Origin of the sequence: Paraconexibacter algicola (assembly GCF_003044185.1) — a bacterium.
GTDB lineage: Bacteria > Actinomycetota > Thermoleophilia > Solirubrobacterales > Solirubrobacteraceae > Paraconexibacter > Paraconexibacter algicola.
Map to the genome: position 1 here is coordinate 191607 of NZ_PYYB01000005.1, position 15743 is coordinate 207349.

The following is a 15743-nucleotide window of genomic DNA, read 5'->3' on the forward strand; positions in this document are numbered from 1 at the left end:
GCCGCCGGGCGCTCAGAGCCCGGCGTCGGCCAGCAGGTGCAGCCAGACCTCGCTGCGGGTCGGGAACGCCGGCACGCTGTGCCACAGGTCCTCCAGCGGGACCGCGCCGACGATCGCGACGGTCGCGGCGTGCAGGAAGTCCTGGACGTCGGGCCCGGTGAACGTCGCGCCGACGAGCACGCCACGGTCGTCGTCGATGACGATCCGCGACTCGCCCGGCGTATTGCGCCCGTGGAAGGACGCGCCCGCGTTGCCCGAGGTCGTCGCGCGTGCCGAGCGGGCGTTGATCCCCGCCGCCTTCGCCTGCGCGAGCGTGTAGCCGACCGCCGCGACCTGCGGCTCGGTGAACGTGACGCGCGGCGGCGGGTCGACGCTGGGCCGCAGCCGCACGTCGCGGCCGAGGATGACGTCGCTGGCGATCCGCGCCTGGTGCTTGCCGACGTGCGTCAGCAGCGCCTTGCCGTTGGCGTCGCCGCAGACGAACAGCCACGGGTGGCCGGGCACGCGCAGCTGGTCGTCGACCTCGATCGGCCGGCCCGGCTCGCCGCCGAACGCCTCGATGCCCAGGTCCGCGGTGAGCGACCGGCGGCCCGCGGCCACCAGCAGCTCGTCGGCGGTCACGTCCCCGCCGCCCTCCAGCACGAGCGTCACCGGGCCGCCCGGCTCGGGGCGCTCCACGCGGCCGACCCGCACGCCCGTGCGCAGGTCGACCCCGCGCGTGCGCAGCGACTCGGTCACCAGCGCGGAGGCGAACTGCTCCTCCTTGGAGAGGATCCGGTCCCCGCCCTCCAGCAGCGTCACGACGACACCGAGCGACCGGTACGCCTCGGCCATCTCGCAGCCGATCGGGCCACCGCCGAGGATCGCCAGCGACGCGGGCAGCTCCTTCGTCGTGGTGACCTCGCGGTTCGTCCACGGCCGCGCCGCCTCGAGCCCGTCGATCGGAGGCAGCATCGCCCGCGTCCCGACGCCCAGCACGACGGCGTCCCGCGCGCGCAGCAGCTCGTCCCCGACCCGGACCTCGCGCTCGCCGGTGAGGACGCCGTGGCCGCGCACGACCGCGATGTCGCGCTCCTGCAGCCACGGCAGCTGGGAGGCGTCGTCCAGGTCGTGGATCACCTGGTCGCGTCGCGCGAGCGTCGCCGCGACGTCGAGCTCGCCGGTGACCGCCTCGGTGGCGCCGGGCACGCGCGCCACCTCGGCCAGCAGCTGGGCCGGGCGCAGCAGCGCCTTGGACGGCATGCAGCCGTAGAAGGAGCACTCGCCGCCGATGAGGTGCTCCTCGACGACCACCACCTCCTTGCCGCCGTCGGCCAGGCGTCCGGCGGCGACCTCGCCGGCAGGGCCGGCGCCGATCACGATCACGTCGAAGGTGCGTTCGCGCATAGGCGCCGAGTCTCTCAGGTGCGCCATGCGGGCCCTCCGAAGTGCGATCCTGCTGGCATGTCCCGGCGACCGCTGCTGCTCCTGACCCTCGGCCTGCTGGCCCCGGCGCTCGCCGCGTGCGGGGCCGACGACGACACCGCGACGGTCGCGAGCTCGACCCCGACCTCGGCGATGCAGGACGCCGCGCCCGCCGCGACGACCGGGTCCGGCGCCGCCGCCGCCCAAGCCACCGGCGTGCAGCTGCGGCGCGTCGGCTCCTTCACCCAGCCGCTCTACGTCACCGGCGCGCCCGGCGACCGGCGGCGGCTGTTCGTCGTCGAGCAGGGCGGCCGCATCATGGTCGTGCGCGGCGGCCGCAAGCTCGCCGCGCCGTTCCTGGACATCCGCTCGCTCGTCACCGCGGGCGGCGAGCAGGGGCTGCTGTCGGTCGCGTTCCCGCCCGACTACGCCAGGACCGGACGGTTCTACGTCTACTACACCGACAAGGCCGCCAAGCAGCGGGTCGTCGAGTACCGCCGCGCGACCGCGGACCGCGCCGACCGCTCGAGCGCCCGGCTGGTGCTCCGCATGGACGACCCGGAGTCCAACCACAACGGCGGCCTCACGAAGTTCGGGCCGGACGGGCTGCTCTACATCGCCACCGGCGACGGCGGCGGGGCGGGCGACGAGCACGGCAGCCGCGGCAACGCCCAGGACCTCGGCTCGCTGCTGGGCAAGCTGCTGCGGATCGATCCGCGCCGCACCGGCTCGCGCGCCTACCGGGTGCCGTCGAGCAACCCGTTCGTCGGCCGCTCGGGCGCCCGGCGGGAGATCTTCAGCTACGGGCTGCGCAACCCCTGGCGGTTCAGCTTCGACCGCTCGACCGGCGACCTCGTGATCGGGGACGTCGGGCAGGGGGAGATCGAGGAGGTCGACTTCGTGCAGCGGCGCGACGGGCGCGCGGCCGGCGCCGGCGCGAACTTCGGCTGGCGGCCGTTCGAGGGCTCGCGCGTGTTCCGCCAGGGCGAGAGCGCCCCGGGCCACGTCAAGCCGGTCATCGAGCACTCCCACGACGACGGCTGGTGCTCGATCACCGGCGGCTACGTCGTGCGCGACCCCGCCCTGACCGCGCTGCGCGGCCGCTACGTCTACAGCGACTTCTGCAAGGGCGAGATCTACGCGGGCGAGCTCAAGGCCTCCGGCTCGACGTCGCGGCGCGTCGCGGGCCTGCCGAAGGTCGAGGGCCTCGCCTCGTTCGGCGAGGACACGGCGGGCCGCGTCTACGTCGTGTCGCTCAACGGGACCGTCTCGCGCCTGGCCGCGAAGTAGCGGCACCAGCGGGACGGCGGCGGCGGGCCCGCTCGCGCCAGGGCGTGCCCTCGCGCGCGGCGGGCAGGACGCGCAGGGTGTCGAACGCCTGCTCGAGGTCCCGGGCGAGATCGACCGCGTCGGGCACGACGACCGCGTCGGCGGTCACCCCGACGTGCAGCCGCCCGCGGTAGCTCAGCGCCCCGATCGTCAGGGCGTGCCCGTCCAGGCACGGCACCGCCGGGAACAGCGCGGCCAGCGGGCGGCCCAGCAGCCCGAGGTCGACCGGCGGCCCGGGCACGTTGCTGACGATCGCCGTGAACGAGGCGGCCTTCGCCGCGGTGCGGGTGACCGCGCGGCGCGCCGTGGCGGGCAGCACGTCGGCGGCGTCCGCCAGCGCGGCGAGCGGGCCGGCCTCCCCGGCCGCCTTCGCGGCCCGGGTCTGGGCTCGGACCCGGCGCAGCACGCGCACCGCGTCGGTCTCGGCGACCGGGAGGTCGACGCCGACGAACGAGATCTTGTTGCCCGGGGCGGCGTCCTCGGGGGTGCCGTCGCGCACGTTCACCGGCACGAGGACCTTCACGGTCTCGGGGTGCTCGCCGCGGCGGCGCAGCGCCCGGCCGAGCGCGAGCGCGCACGCGGCCAGCAGCACGTCGTTGATCGTCCCGCCGTGGCGGCGGCCCGCGTCGCGGACGCCCTCGAGGTCGGTGGTGGCGAACGCGACCTCGCGCGCCGGCCCCACCGTCCGGTCGAGGCTCGTGGCCGCCGACGGCCGCGCGAAGGACTCGAGCGCCCCGGCGACCTCGCGCAGCCGGGCGGCGTCGGTGCGCCGGGCCGCCCCGAGCAGCGCCCGCGCGGTCCGGCCGCCACCCCCGACCCGGGAGCGGACCGCGTCGGTCAGCCCGTCGACGAGCGGCACCGGCCCGGCGGGCAGCCACGGGCCCCCGTCCGTCCCGTCGGCCGGGGCGGGCGCCTCCGGGGTGAACAGCAGCAGCGCGACCTCGATCGCCGCGATCCCGTCGACGAGCGCGTGGTGCGCCTGGCCGATCAGCGCGAAGCCCCCGCCGGCGAGCCCGTCGACGAGGTACAGCCGCCACAGCGGCCGCGCGGGGTCCAGCGGGACGGACAGCAGCGTCCCGGCGAGCTCGCGCAGCTCCCCGGGGCCGCCGGGGGCGGCGAGCCGCAGCGCGTGGACGTGGCGCGCGACGTCGAAGCCGGGGTCGTCGGACCAGCGCAGGTCGCCGAGGCCCAGGCGCGGCGCGGTGACGCGGCGGCGGAAGCGCGGCACGTGGTCCAGGCGCGCCTCGAGGTGGCGGCGCAGCTGCGCGACCGGGGGCGCCGTCCCCTCGAACCGCATCGTCCAGCCGACGTGCAGCGGCGCGACCGCGGTGTCGAGGTCCAGGAACGAGGCGTCGAGGGCGCTGAGCCGGTCGGGCGGGTGGGCCACCCCCTCATCGTGGCGCATCCGGAGGATGGCCGCGACCTCCCGGCGGCGGAGCGGTCCCTACAGCTCGTCCAGGAGCTTCGTCTTCTGCTGGCGGAACTCGTCGTCGGTGAGCGCCCCGTGCTGGTGCAGGAGCGCGAGGCGCTCGAGCTGCTCGAGCGGGTCGGGCGGTAGGACGACCGGTGCACGGCCGGGCACGAGCGCGGGGAACGCGCCCGCGGTCATGCCCGCGAACGGCCCGCCGGCGGGGGCGGGACCGGGGCCCGCGACGGGCGGCGCGCCACTGGACCTGGCGCGCCGGGACAGCTTGCTGAACATGGCCGCGGACGCTAGCGGCGGTCCGGGCCCCGGAGGTCTCGACCCGGTATCGGCGGTGGTGTGCGCCCGCGTGCGACGATCCGCCGACGATGGGCACGCTCGAGGACCACGATGTCGCGCTGGTGCGCGCCGAGAACCCGGGGCCGTTCACGCTGACCGGCACGAACACCTGGGTGGTCGGCCGCGAGCCGTGCTGGATCGTCGACCCCGGTCCCGAGCAGGCGTCGCACCAGGAGGCGGTCGCGGCCGTCGCCCGGGAGCGCGGCGGCGTCGGTGGGATCGCCCTGACCCACGACCACGCCGACCACGTCGGCGGACACACCGCTCTGATGGACCGGCTGCGCGGCGACGGCGAGGTCCCGCTCGTCGGGGCCGCGCGCTTCCCGGCCGACGTCGCGCTCACCGACGGTGCCGCGTTCGGGCCGCTCACCGCGGTCGCGAGCCCCGGGCACGCGCCGGACCACCTCGCGTTCGTCACCGACGACGGGGTGCTCTTCAGCGGCGACGCCGTCCTGGGCACCGGCAGCGTGTTCGTCGCGCCCTCCCCGGGGGCCCTGACCGGCTACCTCGCCGCGCTGCGCGGCCTGCGGGCACGCGACCTCGTGCTGATCTGCCCCGGGCACGGGCCGCTCGTGCACGATCCGCACGCGAAGCTCGACGAGTACCTCGAGCACCGCCTCGAGCGCGAGCGCAAGCTCGTGGCCGCGCTCGCCGCGGGCGGGCGGACGATCGAGGGCCTGCTGGACGCCGCGTGGGGCGACGCGCCCGCGGAGCTGCGGCCGGCCGCGGCGATCACGATGGCCGCGCACCTCGACAAGCTCGAGGAGGAGGGCCGGCTGCCCGAGGGCGTCGAGCGGCCGGAGGTCCCGGCCTGGCTGCACGGCGCGATCTGAGCCGGCGCGCTATGCGTCGGGCACGGCGAAGTCGTGCTGGCGCCACGCCTCGTACGCGGCGATCGACGCGGCGCTCGTGAGGTTCAGCGAGCGGCGGCCGGGCAGCATCGGGATCGTCACCCGCTCGGTGACGTGCTCGTCGTCGAGGACGTGGTCGGGCAGGCCGGTGGGCTCGGGCCCGAACAGCAGCACGTCCCCGGGCGCATACGCGACGTCGGCGTAGCGGGTCCCGCCGCGCGAGGTGAACGCGAACACGCGCGCGGGGGCGAGGGCCGCCCAGGCGGCGGCGAGGTCGTCGTGCACGGTCACGTCGGCGAGGTCGTGGTAGTCGAGGCCCGCGCGGCGCAGCTGCGCGTCGGTGAGGTCGAACCCGAGCGGCCGGACGAGGTGCAGCGCACACCCGGTCACCGCGCACAGCCGGATCGCGTTCCCGGTGTTCGGCGGGATGCGCGGCTCGAAGAAGAGGATGCGGAACACGCCCGCAGCATGCCGGGTCGGGCGGCGGGGTGGACCGCCGCGGCCGGGCGCTACCCTCGGTGGGTGTTCGGCATCGGCATCTGGAGCACGATCGTCCTCGCGACCGGGGTCCTGTCGGTCCTCGCGATGTTCGCGTACATGGCGACCGGTCACGGGGTGCGTGGCGACGAGGAGGCCGCGCGCGACTTCTACGACGAGCACGGGCACTGGCCCGACCAGACGCCCGAGGAGGCGGAGGCCGAGCGCGAGGAGGCCCAGAAGTGGGCCCGCGCGCAGACGTCGACCGCCGATCCGGACGGCGTCGTCTAGGTGCCGCCCGCCTCGGCGACGCGCCGACGGGCCAGCGTCATCGCCGCGTCCAGCGGGGTGGATCCCGTCGCGTCGGCCTGCGCGAACACGGTCCGCATCGTCTCGCCGATGCCGCGGACGCGTCGGCGGGCCAGCCGCGGGTCGTAGCCGTCCGGCTCGAGCTCGACGCTGATGTTCACGATCCCGCCCGCGTTGGCGACGAAGTCGGGCGCCCAGAGGACCCCGCGGTCGGCGAGCAGGCCGGCGACCGCGTCGTCGGCGAGCTGGTTGTTGGCGGCGCCTGCGACCACCGGCGCCTGCAGGGCGGCGACCGCGTCGGCGTCGAGCACGCCGCCCAGGGCGCACGGCGCGAGCACGTCGACCGGGGCCGTGAGCGCGCGTCCCGACGCGATCCAGCGGGCGCCGAGGCGCGCCGCGTCCTCGCGCCGCGCCGCGACGATGTCGGTGACGAGCAGCGTCGCGCCGGCCCGGGCGAGCAGCCCGGCGAGCGCCAGGCCGACGTGCCCGAGCCCGACCACCGCGACCGAGCGGCCGCGCAGGTCCGCGCTGCCGAACGCGCGCTCGCAGCTCGCCCGGATCGACTCGAGGACCCCGAGCGCCGTCCACGGGGACGGGTCGCCCGAGCCGCCCCGTGCCCGGCTGAGGCCCGCCACGTGCGGCGTGACCCCGGCCATCACCCCGAGGTCGCGCGCGGACGTGCCGACGTCCTCGGCGGTGACGTAGCGGCCGTCGAGGACCGCGACGGTCTCGGCGAAGTCCAGCAGGGCGGCGCGGCGCGCGGCGCCGGTGGGGGCCGGCGCCCCGGCGGGAAGCGCGATGACGCCCTTGCCACCGCCGAGCGGCAGCCCGGCGACCGCGGACTTCCAGGTCATCGCCCGGCTCAGGCGCAGCGCGTCGGCGAGCGCCGCGTCGTGGCCGTCGTAGCGCCACATGCGGCAGCCGCCGAGCGACGGGCCGCGGGCGGTGGAGTGGACGGCGACGACGGTGGTGAGCCCGGACCGCGGGCCGCGGCGCAGCAGCACCTCCTCGTGCTCGAGCCCGGCGTCCGCGGCGGGGGTGCGCGCCACTAGGGGCGGACCGTGCCGGAGGGCCCGGGGCCGCTGGCACCGCCCGGGCCGGCGGCGGGGGCCGCAGCGCCGGCGGGCGCCCCGGTGTCCCGCGGGGGCTCCACCGTGGTCGGCTGCCCGGCGAGCGCGCCGGGCGTCGTGGTGGCGGTCGTCGTCCCGGTCCCGCTGCCCGAACCCGTCCCGGTGCCGTGCCCGGTCCCGGTCGTGGGGGCGGTCGGGCCGGTGTCGGTCGTGGTCGGCGCGACCGGCTCGTCCGGCGCCTGGGCGCCACCGGTCGGGTCGACGACGGGTGCCGCCGCGGGGTCGCCGCCCAGGCCGCCGTCCGCGGTGGGCTCGTCGGCGGTGCCGAGGCCGACCGCGGGGAGCGCGGCGTCGTCGGTCTCCGCGTGCATCGCGGTCCGCCGGCGGTCCTTCTCGGCCTTGCGGCGCTCGCTCGTGGCGCCCGTGGGCCGCTCGGCCGCGCGGCGGGCGGCGGCAGGCGCGGGCGCGGCGACGGCCGCCGCGGCGACCGGGGCGGCGGCCCGCGGAGCGGCGGCACGCTGCCCGCGCTCCTCCTGCTTCTTCGGCGGCACGATGCGGTGCTGGACCTCGGCGGCCCCGCCCCCGACGACCGCTGCGCAGCACACGATGGCGGCGACCTTGCTCGCCGTCGCGGCCGCGCCCCCGCCGATCAGCGCGACGCCGCCGCCCGACGCGGCGCCCGCGCCCATGGTGGCGGCACCGCCGGCGGCAGCCCCGGATCCGGCGGACCCGATGCCGAGGATCTTCATGACGAGGCCCCAGGGGCCCGCCGACGGGCTGAGCGAGTGCAGGCCGGTGGAGACGCCCTTGAGCGTGTCGCGGTAGGAGCGGCAGGCCGCGCAGTCGCGCAGGTGGCGGCGCGCGCGGCCGGTCATCCGCACGCCGCGGTCGTGCGCCTGGTCGAGGTCGTCACGGATGTCCGCGCACGACAGCGCACGGGCCTCCGCCTGCTCGACGAGGCCCATCCGGGCGCGGACGAGCAGCGACTTCACCGCGGGGACGCTGCACTCCAGCGCCGTGGCGAGCTCGACGTAGCTCAGGCCCTCCATCTCGCGCAGGAGCAGGGCCGAGCGCTGCTGCTCGGGCAGCCGGCCGACGTCGGTGACGAGCCGCTGGAGGTCCTCCCGTCGCGACGCCTCGGTCAGCGGGTCGTGCAGCGCGCTGGCCTGGAGCTCGTCGTGCAGCTCCACCGTCGCGGGCCGCGGGCGACGCAGCTGGTCGATGCAGCGGTTGTGCGCGACCCGGTAGAGCCACGCGCGCACCGACACGGGCCGCTCGTCCGCCCGCAGCGCGCCGTAGGCGCGCAGGAACACGTCCTGCATCGCGTCCTCGGCGTCGGACGTCGAGCCGCCGAGCATCTGCCGCGCGTAGGTGAAGAGCCGCTGGCGGTAGCGGTCGTGGAGCACCTGGAAGGCGTCGTCGTTGCCCGCCCGGAAGGACGCGAGCAGCTGCTCGTCCGAGCGCAGGCGCAGCAACGGCCCGCCCCGGAGGAGGCGACGTGCGGCGGGGGCTCTGGTGACGGGGGCGTCCACGGTCTCGACCTAGGGTACTCGCGCCAACGGGCGCCGTCCGCGGGAGTTGCGGTCTTGTCGGCGCTCCGCTGGGGGCAGGACCTGCTCGCCCGCGCGGGCCGCTCCCGGAACCCGCCGGCCGCCGGGGTGCGGCAGCTGCTGCGCCGTCGCGGGGCGCGGCTGGCGGTCCGCGCCCGCGACGGCGGTCAGGGCGCGACCACCGTCCGTCCGGCCCTCCCGCGGCGGCGGCGGTGAACGTCCCGCCGCCGCCGTGAGCCCTGGCGCGTCGACGCCCGTAGGCGGGGCATGGCTACGAGACTGGTGGGCGTCGGCGAGCTCGGCGAGACGCAGGTGACGATCGTGGAGGACACGCCGCACGGCACGCTCGCCGTGGGCCTCAGCGGCGGCGAGCCGTTCGCGGTGTCCAACCGCTGCCGGCACCTCGGGGCGCCGCTGGGCAAGGGCCGCGTCGACGCGGACGGCTGCCTGGAGTGCCCGTGGCACTCGGCGCTGTTCGACGTGCGCACGGGCGCGATGACCCGCGGCCCGCAGGGCGCGTTCAAGCCGATCGCGGGCGTCGTCAAGGGCACGCTCGGGGCGCGCAAGCTCAAGACCTTCCCGGTCGAGCTGCGCGAGGACGCGATCTGGCTCACCGCCTGAGCCCCGGGTAGGCTCGGCGCGGATGGCCGCGCTGAGCTCCGCCCGCCAACGCACGCTGCTGGACGCCGCGCGTCGCGGCGACGAGACCGCCTACGGGGCGCTCGTCGAGGCCTACCGTGGGGAGCTGCACGCCCACTGCTACCGGATGCTCGGCTCCGCGCACGACGCCGAGGACGCGCTGCAGGACACGCTCCTGCGCGCCTGGCGGGGCCTGCCGCGGTTCGAGCAGCGCAGCTCGCTGCGGTCCTGGCTCTACCGGATCGCGACGAACGCCTGCCTGGACGTCATCTCCGGCACCGGTCGGCGCCAGCTGCCCACCGACTTCGGGCCCGCGACCGACGCGCACGACGGGCCCGGCCCGCCGCTCACCGAGACCGCCTGGATCGAGCCGTTCCCCGACCAGCGCGTCGGGCTCGTCGACGGGCGCGCCGCGCCCGCCGCCCGCTACGAGCAGCGGGAGGCGGTCGAGCTCGCGTTCATCGCCGCGCTGCAGCACCTGCCCGCCTCGCAGCGCGCGACGCTCATCCTCTGCGAGGTCCTCGGCTTCAGCGCCAAGGAGGCCGCGGAGACGCTCGAGACGTCCGTGCCCGCGGTCAACAGCGCCCTGCAGCGCGCCCGCCGTGCGGTCGAGGAGAAGCTGCCCGCGCAGTCGCAGCAGGCGACGCTGCGCACGCTCGACGACGAGGACCTGCGCCGGATCGTCGACGGCTACGTGGAGGCGTGGGAGCGCGGGGACGTCGACGGGATCGCCGCGATGCTCGCGCACGACGCGGCGATCACGATGCCGCCGATGGCGACCTGGTTCCGCGGCGAGCAGCTGTTCGTGTTCCTGCGCGAGTGGGCGTTCAACGGCCGCGTGTACGGGGCGGAGGGCCGCCGGCGCGTGCGGGTGGTCCCGGCCCGCGCCAACGGCCAGCTGGCGTTCGGCACCTACTCGTGGGACGAGGGGGAGGGCGTGCACCTGCCGACCGTCCTGCAGGTGCTCACCCTCGACGCGGACCGGCGGATCACCGAGATCACCGGCTTCGTGACCCCGGACGTGTACCCGCTGTTCGGGCTGCCGCGCGAGCTGCCGTAGCCGGCCCCTACTCCTCGATGTTGCTCATCACGTGCTTGATGCGCGTGTAGTCCTCGAAGCCGTAGGCGGACAGGTCCTTGCCGTAGCCGGACTGCTTGAAGCCGCCGTGCGGCATCTCGGCGACGAGCGGGATGTGGGTGTTGATCCACACGCAGCCGAAGTCGAGGTCGCGGGCCATCCGCATCGCGCGGCCGTGGTCGCTGGTCCAGACGCTGGAGGCGAGCCCGTACTTCACGCCGTTGGCCCACGCGAGCGCCTGCGCCTCGTCGGCGAACTGCTGCACGGTGATGACCGGGCCGAAGATCTCCTCCTGGATCATCTCGTCGTCCTGCCGCAGCCCGGTGACGACGGTCGGCTCGTAGAAGTAGCCGCCGCCGGACGCCGGGTTGCCGCCCGTGGTGACCGTCGCGTGGGCGGGGGCGCGCTCGATGAACCCGGCGACGCGCTCGCGCTGGACCTGGCTGATGACCGGGCCCATGTAGGTGTCCTCGTCGAACGGGTCGCCGTAGCTCGTGCCCCGGGCCTGCTCGGTGAGCGCCTCGACGAACGCGTCGTGGATGCCCGGGCCGACGATCACGCGGGTGGCGGCGGTGCAGTCCTGGCCGGCGTTGAAGTACCCGGTGCCCGCGATCATCTCCGCGGCGGCGGCCACGTCCGCGTCGTCGAACACGACGACGGGGGCCTTGCCGCCGAGCTCGAGGTGCACGCGCTTGAGCGAGTCCGCGGCGGCGGCCGCGACCGCCTTGCCCGCCCGGACCGACCCGGTGATCGAGACCATGTCGACGCCCTCGTGGCGGACGAGCGCCTCGCCGGTCTCGCCGCGTCCGAGCAGCACGTTGAAGACGCCCTCGGGGGTGTGCTTGGCGATGATCTCCGCCATCCACAGCGTCGAGGTCGGCGTGTTCTCCGACGGCTTGAGGATCATGCTGTTGCCGGCCGCGAGCGCCGGTCCGAACTTCCAGACCGCCATCATGAACGGGTAGTTCCACGGCGTGATCCCCGCGGTCACCCCGATCGGCTCGCGCCGGATCTGCGAGGTGTGCCCCGCCATGTACTCGGCGGACGCGAGTCCCTGGAGGTTGCGGGCGGCCCCGGCGAAGAACCGCAGCTGGTCGACCGCCGGCGGCACCTCCTCGCTGAGCACGAGCGCGAGCGGCTTGCCGGTGTTCTCCGTCTCGATGCGGGCGAGCTCGTCGGCGCGCTCCTCGATCTCGTCGGCGATCCGCAGCAGCGCCAGCGACCGCTCCGACGGCGTCGCGGCACGCCACTCGACGAAGCCCTCGCGGGCCGCCTCCACCGCACCGTCGACGTCGTCGCGGGAGGAGACGCCGAGCTGCGCGATGACCTCGCCCGTGGCGGCGTTGTGGACGTCCTGGGCGCCGTCCCCGGACGGGGCGACGGACGTGCCGGCGATGAAGTTCTGGAGCATGGCGCGACGCTACCAGCGCCGATGTGGCGGATCCCATGGACGCTGCGGCGTACGCGACGGGCGCGTGGACGCCCGCGTGGCGGGGCGTAGGGTCCGCGCATGCGCGCCGTCGTCCTGCACCCGCATCCCGACATGGGCGGCACCCGCCACGACCCGGTCGTCACGACGCTGGCCCGGGCGCTCGTCGGGGCCCACACGTTCGACTTCGTCTCCTCCGACCCGCGGCGGGCGGTCGACCAGACGCTGACCGAGCTCGGGGACGGGTCGGTGTGGCTGGCGGGCTACTCGTTCGGCGGCGGGATCGCGTCGCTGATCGACGATCCGCGCGTGCGGGGCTGGATCCTCGTCGCCCCGGCGCTGGCGATGGTCGCCCCGGTGATCGCGACCGACACGCGCCCGAAGCTCGTGCTCGCCGCCGAGCGCGACGCGTTCTTCCCGCCCGCCTCGCTGCGGGAGCTGACCGCCGGGTGGGCGGCGACGACGCACCACGAGATCGCCGGGGCGGACCACTTCCTGCGCGGCCACGAGCGGGACGTCGCCGCGCGTGCGGCCGCGTGGGTCCTACAGTTCGCGCCATGACCAACGTGGTGATCTCCTCCGCCGCCCGCACCGCCATCGGCGGTTACGGCAAGAGCCTCAAGGACGTCAAGCCGACCGAGCTCGGGGCGATCGCCGCGCGCGGCGCGATCGAGCGCGCGGGCATCGAGCCGTCCGCCGTCGAGCACGTCGTCTTCGGCAACGTCATCCACACCCAGCCCGCCGACATGTACATGGCGCGGGTCGTGGGCATGGAGGCCGGCATCCCGAAGGAGACGCCCGCCTACACGGTCAACCGCCTGTGCGGCACCGGCGTGCAGTCGATCGTGACCGCCACGCAGACGATCCAGACCGGCGAGGCGTCGGTCGCGCTCGCGGGCGGCGCCGAGTCGATGAGCCGCGGCCCGTACTGGATCGACAACGCCCGCTGGGGCGCGCGGATGGGCGAGTCGAAGATGACCGACCCGGTCATGGGCGGCCTCACGGACCCGTTCAACCGGATCCTCATGGGCGTCACCGCCGAGAACCTCGCCGAGAAGCACCAGATCTCCCGCGAGCGCCAGGACGCGTTCGCCGTCGCCTCCCACAAGAAGGCCTCCGCCGCGCAGGCCGAGGGCCGCCTGGACCCGTCGATCGTGCCGGTCCCGGTGAAGGTCAAGCGCGAGCTCGTGGACTTCCTCAAGGACGAGCACATCCGCCACGACGCCTCGCTCGAGGCGATGGGCGCGCTGAAGCCCGCGTTCGCGAAGGGCGAGAACGCGACCGTCACCGCCGGCAACGCGTCGGGCATGAACGACGCGGGCGCCGCGGTCGTGCTGATGGACGCCGACCGTGCGAAGGAGCTCGGGGCGCCGGTCCGCGCGCGCATCCTCGGCTACGGCACCTGCGGCGTCGACCCGAAGATCATGGGCATCGGCCCGGTCCCGGCGATCCAGAAGGTGCTCGGCCGCACCGGCCTGACGCTCGACCAGATGGGCGTCATCGAGCTGAACGAGGCGTTCGCCGCCCAGTCGCTGGCCGTGATGATCGAGCTCGGGCTCGACGACGAGGACCCGCGCGTGAACCCCAACGGTGGCGCGATCGCCCTCGGGCACCCGATCGGCGCGTCGGGCACGGTCATCACCGCGAAGGCGCTCGACGAGATGGAGCGCGGCGGCCACGAGTTCGGTCTCGTGTCGCTGTGCATCGGCGGCGGCCAGGGCATCGCGCTGCTGCTGCAGCGCTCCGACGACTAGCCTCCCGGTCATGGCCCAGTTCGCTAGCCCCGACGAGCTCCACGCACAGGTCGGCGGTGTCTTCCAGGACGCCGTCACCGACGAGGCGCTCTACGCGAAGCTCCAGAAGGTCGACACGACCGTCCGCGTGCAGACGAAGTCCCCGGACGGCCAGGTGACCATCCGGGCGGTGGCCGGCGAGCCGGGCCGGGTCGAGGTCGGCCCGTCGAAGCTCAACCCCGAGGTGATCGTCCGCACCGACGGCGACACCGTGCACGGCTGGCTGAGCGGCGAGGTCAACCCCACCGTCGCGCTGTCCAAGGGCGCGCTGCGTGCCAGCGGCCCGGTGGACAAGATCCTGCGGATCGTCACCGCGGTCCCGGCGCTGGCCGAGCAGTACAAGCTCGTCGTCGAGAACGGCGGCCGGCTGACCGAGGCGCCGCCGGAGCCCGAGCCCGCCCCCGAGCCTGCCGCGGCGGAGGATGCCGTCGCGCCGGCGGGCGAGGTGCCCACCGAGGTCGCCGAGGAGCCGGCGCCGGCCGACGAGGCGCCCGCGGCCGACGAGGTGGTGGCGACCGAGGAGCCCGCGCCGGCGGAGGAGGCTGCGCCGTCCGACGAGCCCGCGCCCGCGGACGAGGCTGCGCCCGCCGAGGAGCTCGCGCCCGCTGAGGAGGCTGCGCCCGCCGAGGAGCCCGCGCCCGCGACCGAGGAGGTCGCCGCCGCGGCCGACGCGACCGTCGCCGAGGTCGAGGCCGTGGTCGAGGAGGTGCCCGCCGCCGCCGAGGTCGTCGAGGCCGCCTCGACCGCCGAGGAGATCGTCGACGCCGCCCCGGCCGCGGAGGAGATCGTCGAGGCTGCCCCGAGCGTCGAGGAGATCCTCGGCGACACGCCCGCGGTCGAGGACGTCGTGGCCGAGGCCCCGGTCGCCGAGGAGGTCGTCGCCGACGCTCCGCAGGCACCCGCGCCGGCCGCCGACGCCGAGCCGGCCGTCGCGGAGGCCCCGACCGGCGACCCGGCGGACGTCGACGCCGTCGGCAGCGACGAGGCCGAGAAGTCCGAGTAGCGCCCGTGCACCGCGGCCCCGCCCCGGGGCCCGGCGCGCGTCAGTCGTCGTAGCCCGGCTCGCCGGGCAGCAGGACCCGCGCCGTCTCGCCGGTGACCACCACGCGCGGCTCCACCGGGAGGACCTCGCGGCCCGCCGCGTAGGTGAGGACCTCGTCGGCCGAGCCGAACGCGCTCAGCTGCTCGAGGTGCTTGATCGTCGGGAAGACGAGGAGGATCTCGCCCGCCTGGTGGGCCTCGAGCGCGCCACGGGGCGTGAACCAGCCGAGGTCGACGCACTCCTCGCCGTCGACCTGCGGGACCTCGCCGTCCGGCAGCGGGGCGAGGAAGAAGTGCGTGTCGAAGCGGACGTTCACCTCGGGCGGGGTGATCCAGCGCGAGAACTTCACGACCGAGGCGGGATCGACGTGCGACACCGACGCCTCCTCCTCGAGCTCGCGGACCGCGGCGGCCCGGTGCGCGGCGTCGCCGTCCCCGTCGTGCGCGTCGACCGCGCCGCCCGGGAACACCCACACGCCACCCATGAACCGGGCCTTCTCGGTGCGCTTCACGAGCAGCAGCTCGAGCGTCGCGGCGCCGCCCCGCAGCAGGATCACGGACGCCGCCTGGCGCGGCACCGTCGCTTCCCCCGTGTTCAGCGTCGTGCCTGGCTCCGGACCCGTGATCTCCACACGTCGCACCCTACCCTCTGGTGGGTAGGGTGGCGGCCATGAGCGACGAGAGCACCCAGTGGATCTGCGAGTCCTGCGGCTACATCTACGACCCGGCGGAGGGTGACCCCGACGGCGGCATCCCCGAGGGGACCGCGTTCAACGACATCCCCGACACCTGGTTCTGCCCGGTCTGCGGCGCCCGCAAGAAGGACTTCGTCCCCTACGAGGGCTAGACCCCAGGGAAGCGGACGGCGCGTCGTGGGCAAGAAGAAGGACAAGCGCCGCGCCGCGCAGGCCGCGGCGGCCGGCCGCCCGGACCCCGCGGTCCCGGCCCGGCCCGCTGCGCCCGGACGGGCGCCCGAGGGCGGCCCGGCCGGCCCGGCGACGCCGCCCGCGC

18 protein-coding genes are annotated in these 15743 nt (G+C 75.9%); 10 read left to right on the top strand and 8 right to left on the bottom strand.

Going from position 1 to position 15743, the window contains the following annotated elements:
* Window positions 1–12: 12 nt before the first annotated feature.
* A complete protein-coding gene (locus C7Y72_RS21955) occupies window positions 13–1386 on the bottom strand; it encodes a dihydrolipoyl dehydrogenase family protein (protein ID WP_107571340.1) in 1374 nt (457 codons plus the stop codon).
* A gap of 57 nt (window positions 1387–1443) precedes the next feature.
* On the opposite strand from C7Y72_RS21955, the gene C7Y72_RS21960 reads away from it, so the two are divergent.
* Entirely contained in the window at window positions 1444–2694 is a 1251-nt protein-coding gene (locus C7Y72_RS21960; RefSeq protein ID WP_107571341.1) for a PQQ-dependent sugar dehydrogenase, read from the top strand.
* Here the strand turns inward: C7Y72_RS21960 and C7Y72_RS21965 are convergent.
* On the bottom strand, window positions 2660–4120 hold the full coding sequence (locus C7Y72_RS21965; protein ID WP_158277002.1) for a wax ester/triacylglycerol synthase family O-acyltransferase: 1461 nt from the start codon (window positions 4118–4120) through the stop codon (window positions 2660–2662). The two genes, C7Y72_RS21960 and C7Y72_RS21965, sit on opposite strands and share 35 nt — an antisense overlap.
* Window positions 4121–4177: 57 nt before the next feature.
* Window positions 4178–4435 (bottom strand): SHOCT domain-containing protein, encoded by a 258-nt coding sequence (locus C7Y72_RS21970; protein ID WP_107571343.1) that lies wholly within the window; start codon window positions 4433–4435, stop codon window positions 4178–4180.
* An 89-nt stretch (window positions 4436–4524) separates the two neighbouring features.
* Here C7Y72_RS21970 and C7Y72_RS21975 point away from each other — a divergent pair, with 89 nt between their 5' ends.
* The gene (locus tag C7Y72_RS21975) at window positions 4525–5328 is read left to right on the top strand and encodes an MBL fold metallo-hydrolase (RefSeq protein ID WP_107571344.1); all 804 of its coding nucleotides are present in this window, start codon (window positions 4525–4527) and stop codon (window positions 5326–5328) included.
* A 9-nt stretch (window positions 5329–5337) separates the two neighbouring features.
* Here the strand turns inward: C7Y72_RS21975 and C7Y72_RS21980 are convergent, their stop codons facing one another.
* Window positions 5338–5805 (bottom strand): tRNA (cytidine(34)-2'-O)-methyltransferase, encoded by a 468-nt coding sequence (locus C7Y72_RS21980; protein WP_107571345.1) that lies wholly within the window; start codon window positions 5803–5805, stop codon window positions 5338–5340.
* A 63-nt stretch (window positions 5806–5868) separates the two neighbouring features.
* Between C7Y72_RS21980 and C7Y72_RS21985 the strand changes: the two genes are divergently transcribed.
* Window positions 5869–6114, top strand: a complete 246-nt coding sequence (locus tag C7Y72_RS21985; protein ID WP_107571346.1) for a hypothetical protein — start codon at window positions 5869–5871, stop codon at window positions 6112–6114.
* Here C7Y72_RS21985 and C7Y72_RS21990 read toward each other — a convergent pair.
* Together C7Y72_RS21990 and C7Y72_RS21995 are read right to left on the bottom strand one after the other, a co-directional pair.
* On the bottom strand, window positions 6111–7181 hold the full coding sequence (locus tag C7Y72_RS21990) for a Glu/Leu/Phe/Val family dehydrogenase (protein WP_107571347.1): 1071 nt from the start codon (window positions 7179–7181) through the stop codon (window positions 6111–6113). The two genes, C7Y72_RS21985 and C7Y72_RS21990, sit on opposite strands and share 4 nt — an antisense overlap.
* A complete protein-coding gene (locus tag C7Y72_RS21995; protein WP_107571348.1) occupies window positions 7181–8734 on the bottom strand; it encodes an RNA polymerase sigma factor in 1554 nt (517 codons plus the stop codon). The genes C7Y72_RS21990 and C7Y72_RS21995 overlap by 1 nt, the downstream gene beginning before the upstream one ends.
* 54 nt (window positions 8735–8788) lie before the next feature.
* Here C7Y72_RS21995 and C7Y72_RS22000 point away from each other — a divergent pair, with 54 nt between their 5' ends.
* The 3 genes from C7Y72_RS22000 to C7Y72_RS22010 are packed head-to-tail and all read left to right on the top strand — an operon-like array spanning window position 8789 to window position 10451.
* Window positions 8789–8968 carry a hypothetical protein gene (locus tag C7Y72_RS22000; RefSeq protein ID WP_107571349.1) on the top strand — a complete coding sequence of 60 codons (180 nt, stop codon included), beginning with the start codon at window positions 8789–8791 and terminating at the stop codon, window positions 8966–8968.
* Window positions 8969–9019: 51 nt separating this feature from the next.
* A complete protein-coding gene (locus C7Y72_RS22005) occupies window positions 9020–9373 on the top strand; it encodes a Rieske (2Fe-2S) protein (protein ID WP_107571350.1) in 354 nt (117 codons plus the stop codon).
* Window positions 9374–9395: 22 nt separating this feature from the next.
* The gene (locus C7Y72_RS22010) at window positions 9396–10451 is read left to right on the top strand and encodes a sigma-70 family RNA polymerase sigma factor (protein WP_107571351.1); all 1056 of its coding nucleotides are present in this window, start codon (window positions 9396–9398) and stop codon (window positions 10449–10451) included.
* 7 nt (window positions 10452–10458) lie between these two features.
* Here the strand turns inward: C7Y72_RS22010 and C7Y72_RS22015 are convergent, their stop codons facing one another.
* Window positions 10459–11880: a gamma-aminobutyraldehyde dehydrogenase gene (locus C7Y72_RS22015; RefSeq protein WP_107571352.1), complete on the bottom strand. Its 1422-nt coding sequence runs from the start codon at window positions 11878–11880 to the stop codon at window positions 10459–10461.
* Between the two features lie 99 nt (window positions 11881–11979).
* Here C7Y72_RS22015 and C7Y72_RS22020 point away from each other — a divergent pair, with 99 nt between their 5' ends.
* From C7Y72_RS22020 to C7Y72_RS22030, 3 genes are read left to right on the top strand one after another with little or no spacing between them, the layout of a single operon-like run.
* Window positions 11980–12459 (top strand): alpha/beta hydrolase, encoded by a 480-nt coding sequence (locus C7Y72_RS22020; protein ID WP_107571353.1) that lies wholly within the window; start codon window positions 11980–11982, stop codon window positions 12457–12459.
* Complete coding sequence (locus tag C7Y72_RS22025) at window positions 12456–13652, top strand: acetyl-CoA C-acyltransferase (RefSeq protein WP_107571354.1); 1197 nt, start codon at window positions 12456–12458, stop codon at window positions 13650–13652. Before C7Y72_RS22020 ends, C7Y72_RS22025 begins: the two co-directional genes overlap by 4 nt.
* Window positions 13653–13662: 10 nt before the next feature.
* Window positions 13663–14694 (top strand): hypothetical protein, encoded by a 1032-nt coding sequence (locus tag C7Y72_RS22030; RefSeq protein ID WP_107571355.1) that lies wholly within the window; start codon window positions 13663–13665, stop codon window positions 14692–14694.
* A 40-nt stretch (window positions 14695–14734) separates the two neighbouring features.
* On the opposite strand, the gene C7Y72_RS22035 is transcribed toward C7Y72_RS22030, so the two are convergent.
* Window positions 14735–15364: an NUDIX hydrolase gene (locus C7Y72_RS22035; protein ID WP_154732923.1), complete on the bottom strand. Its 630-nt coding sequence runs from the start codon at window positions 15362–15364 to the stop codon at window positions 14735–14737.
* A 38-nt stretch (window positions 15365–15402) separates the two neighbouring features.
* Here C7Y72_RS22035 and C7Y72_RS22040 point away from each other — a divergent pair, with 38 nt between their 5' ends.
* Window positions 15403–15579, top strand: coding sequence for a rubredoxin (locus C7Y72_RS22040; protein ID WP_107571357.1), 177 nt, complete (start codon window positions 15403–15405; stop codon window positions 15577–15579).
* Window positions 15580–15743: the final 164 nt, after the last annotated feature.

Coding starts and splice junctions, on each gene's coding strand:
- C7Y72_RS21955 (WP_107571340.1), bottom strand. CDS start 1,386: ATGCGCGAACGCACCTTCGACGTGATCGTGATCGGCGCCGGCCCTGCC.
- C7Y72_RS21960 (WP_107571341.1), top strand. CDS start 1,444: ATGTCCCGGCGACCGCTGCTGCTCCTGACCCTCGGCCTGCTGGCCCCG.
- C7Y72_RS21970 (WP_107571343.1), bottom strand. CDS start 4,435: ATGTTCAGCAAGCTGTCCCGGCGCGCCAGGTCCAGTGGCGCGCCGCCC.
- C7Y72_RS21975 (WP_107571344.1), top strand. CDS start 4,525: ATGGGCACGCTCGAGGACCACGATGTCGCGCTGGTGCGCGCCGAGAAC.
- C7Y72_RS22005 (WP_107571350.1), top strand. CDS start 9,020: ATGGCTACGAGACTGGTGGGCGTCGGCGAGCTCGGCGAGACGCAGGTG.
- C7Y72_RS22010 (WP_107571351.1), top strand. CDS start 9,396: ATGGCCGCGCTGAGCTCCGCCCGCCAACGCACGCTGCTGGACGCCGCG.
- C7Y72_RS22015 (WP_107571352.1), bottom strand. CDS start 11,880: ATGCTCCAGAACTTCATCGCCGGCACGTCCGTCGCCCCGTCCGGGGAC.
- C7Y72_RS22020 (WP_107571353.1), top strand. CDS start 11,980: ATGCGCGCCGTCGTCCTGCACCCGCATCCCGACATGGGCGGCACCCGC.
- C7Y72_RS22025 (WP_107571354.1), top strand. CDS start 12,456: ATGACCAACGTGGTGATCTCCTCCGCCGCCCGCACCGCCATCGGCGGT.
- C7Y72_RS22030 (WP_107571355.1), top strand. CDS start 13,663: ATGGCCCAGTTCGCTAGCCCCGACGAGCTCCACGCACAGGTCGGCGGT.
- C7Y72_RS22040 (WP_107571357.1), top strand. CDS start 15,403: ATGAGCGACGAGAGCACCCAGTGGATCTGCGAGTCCTGCGGCTACATC.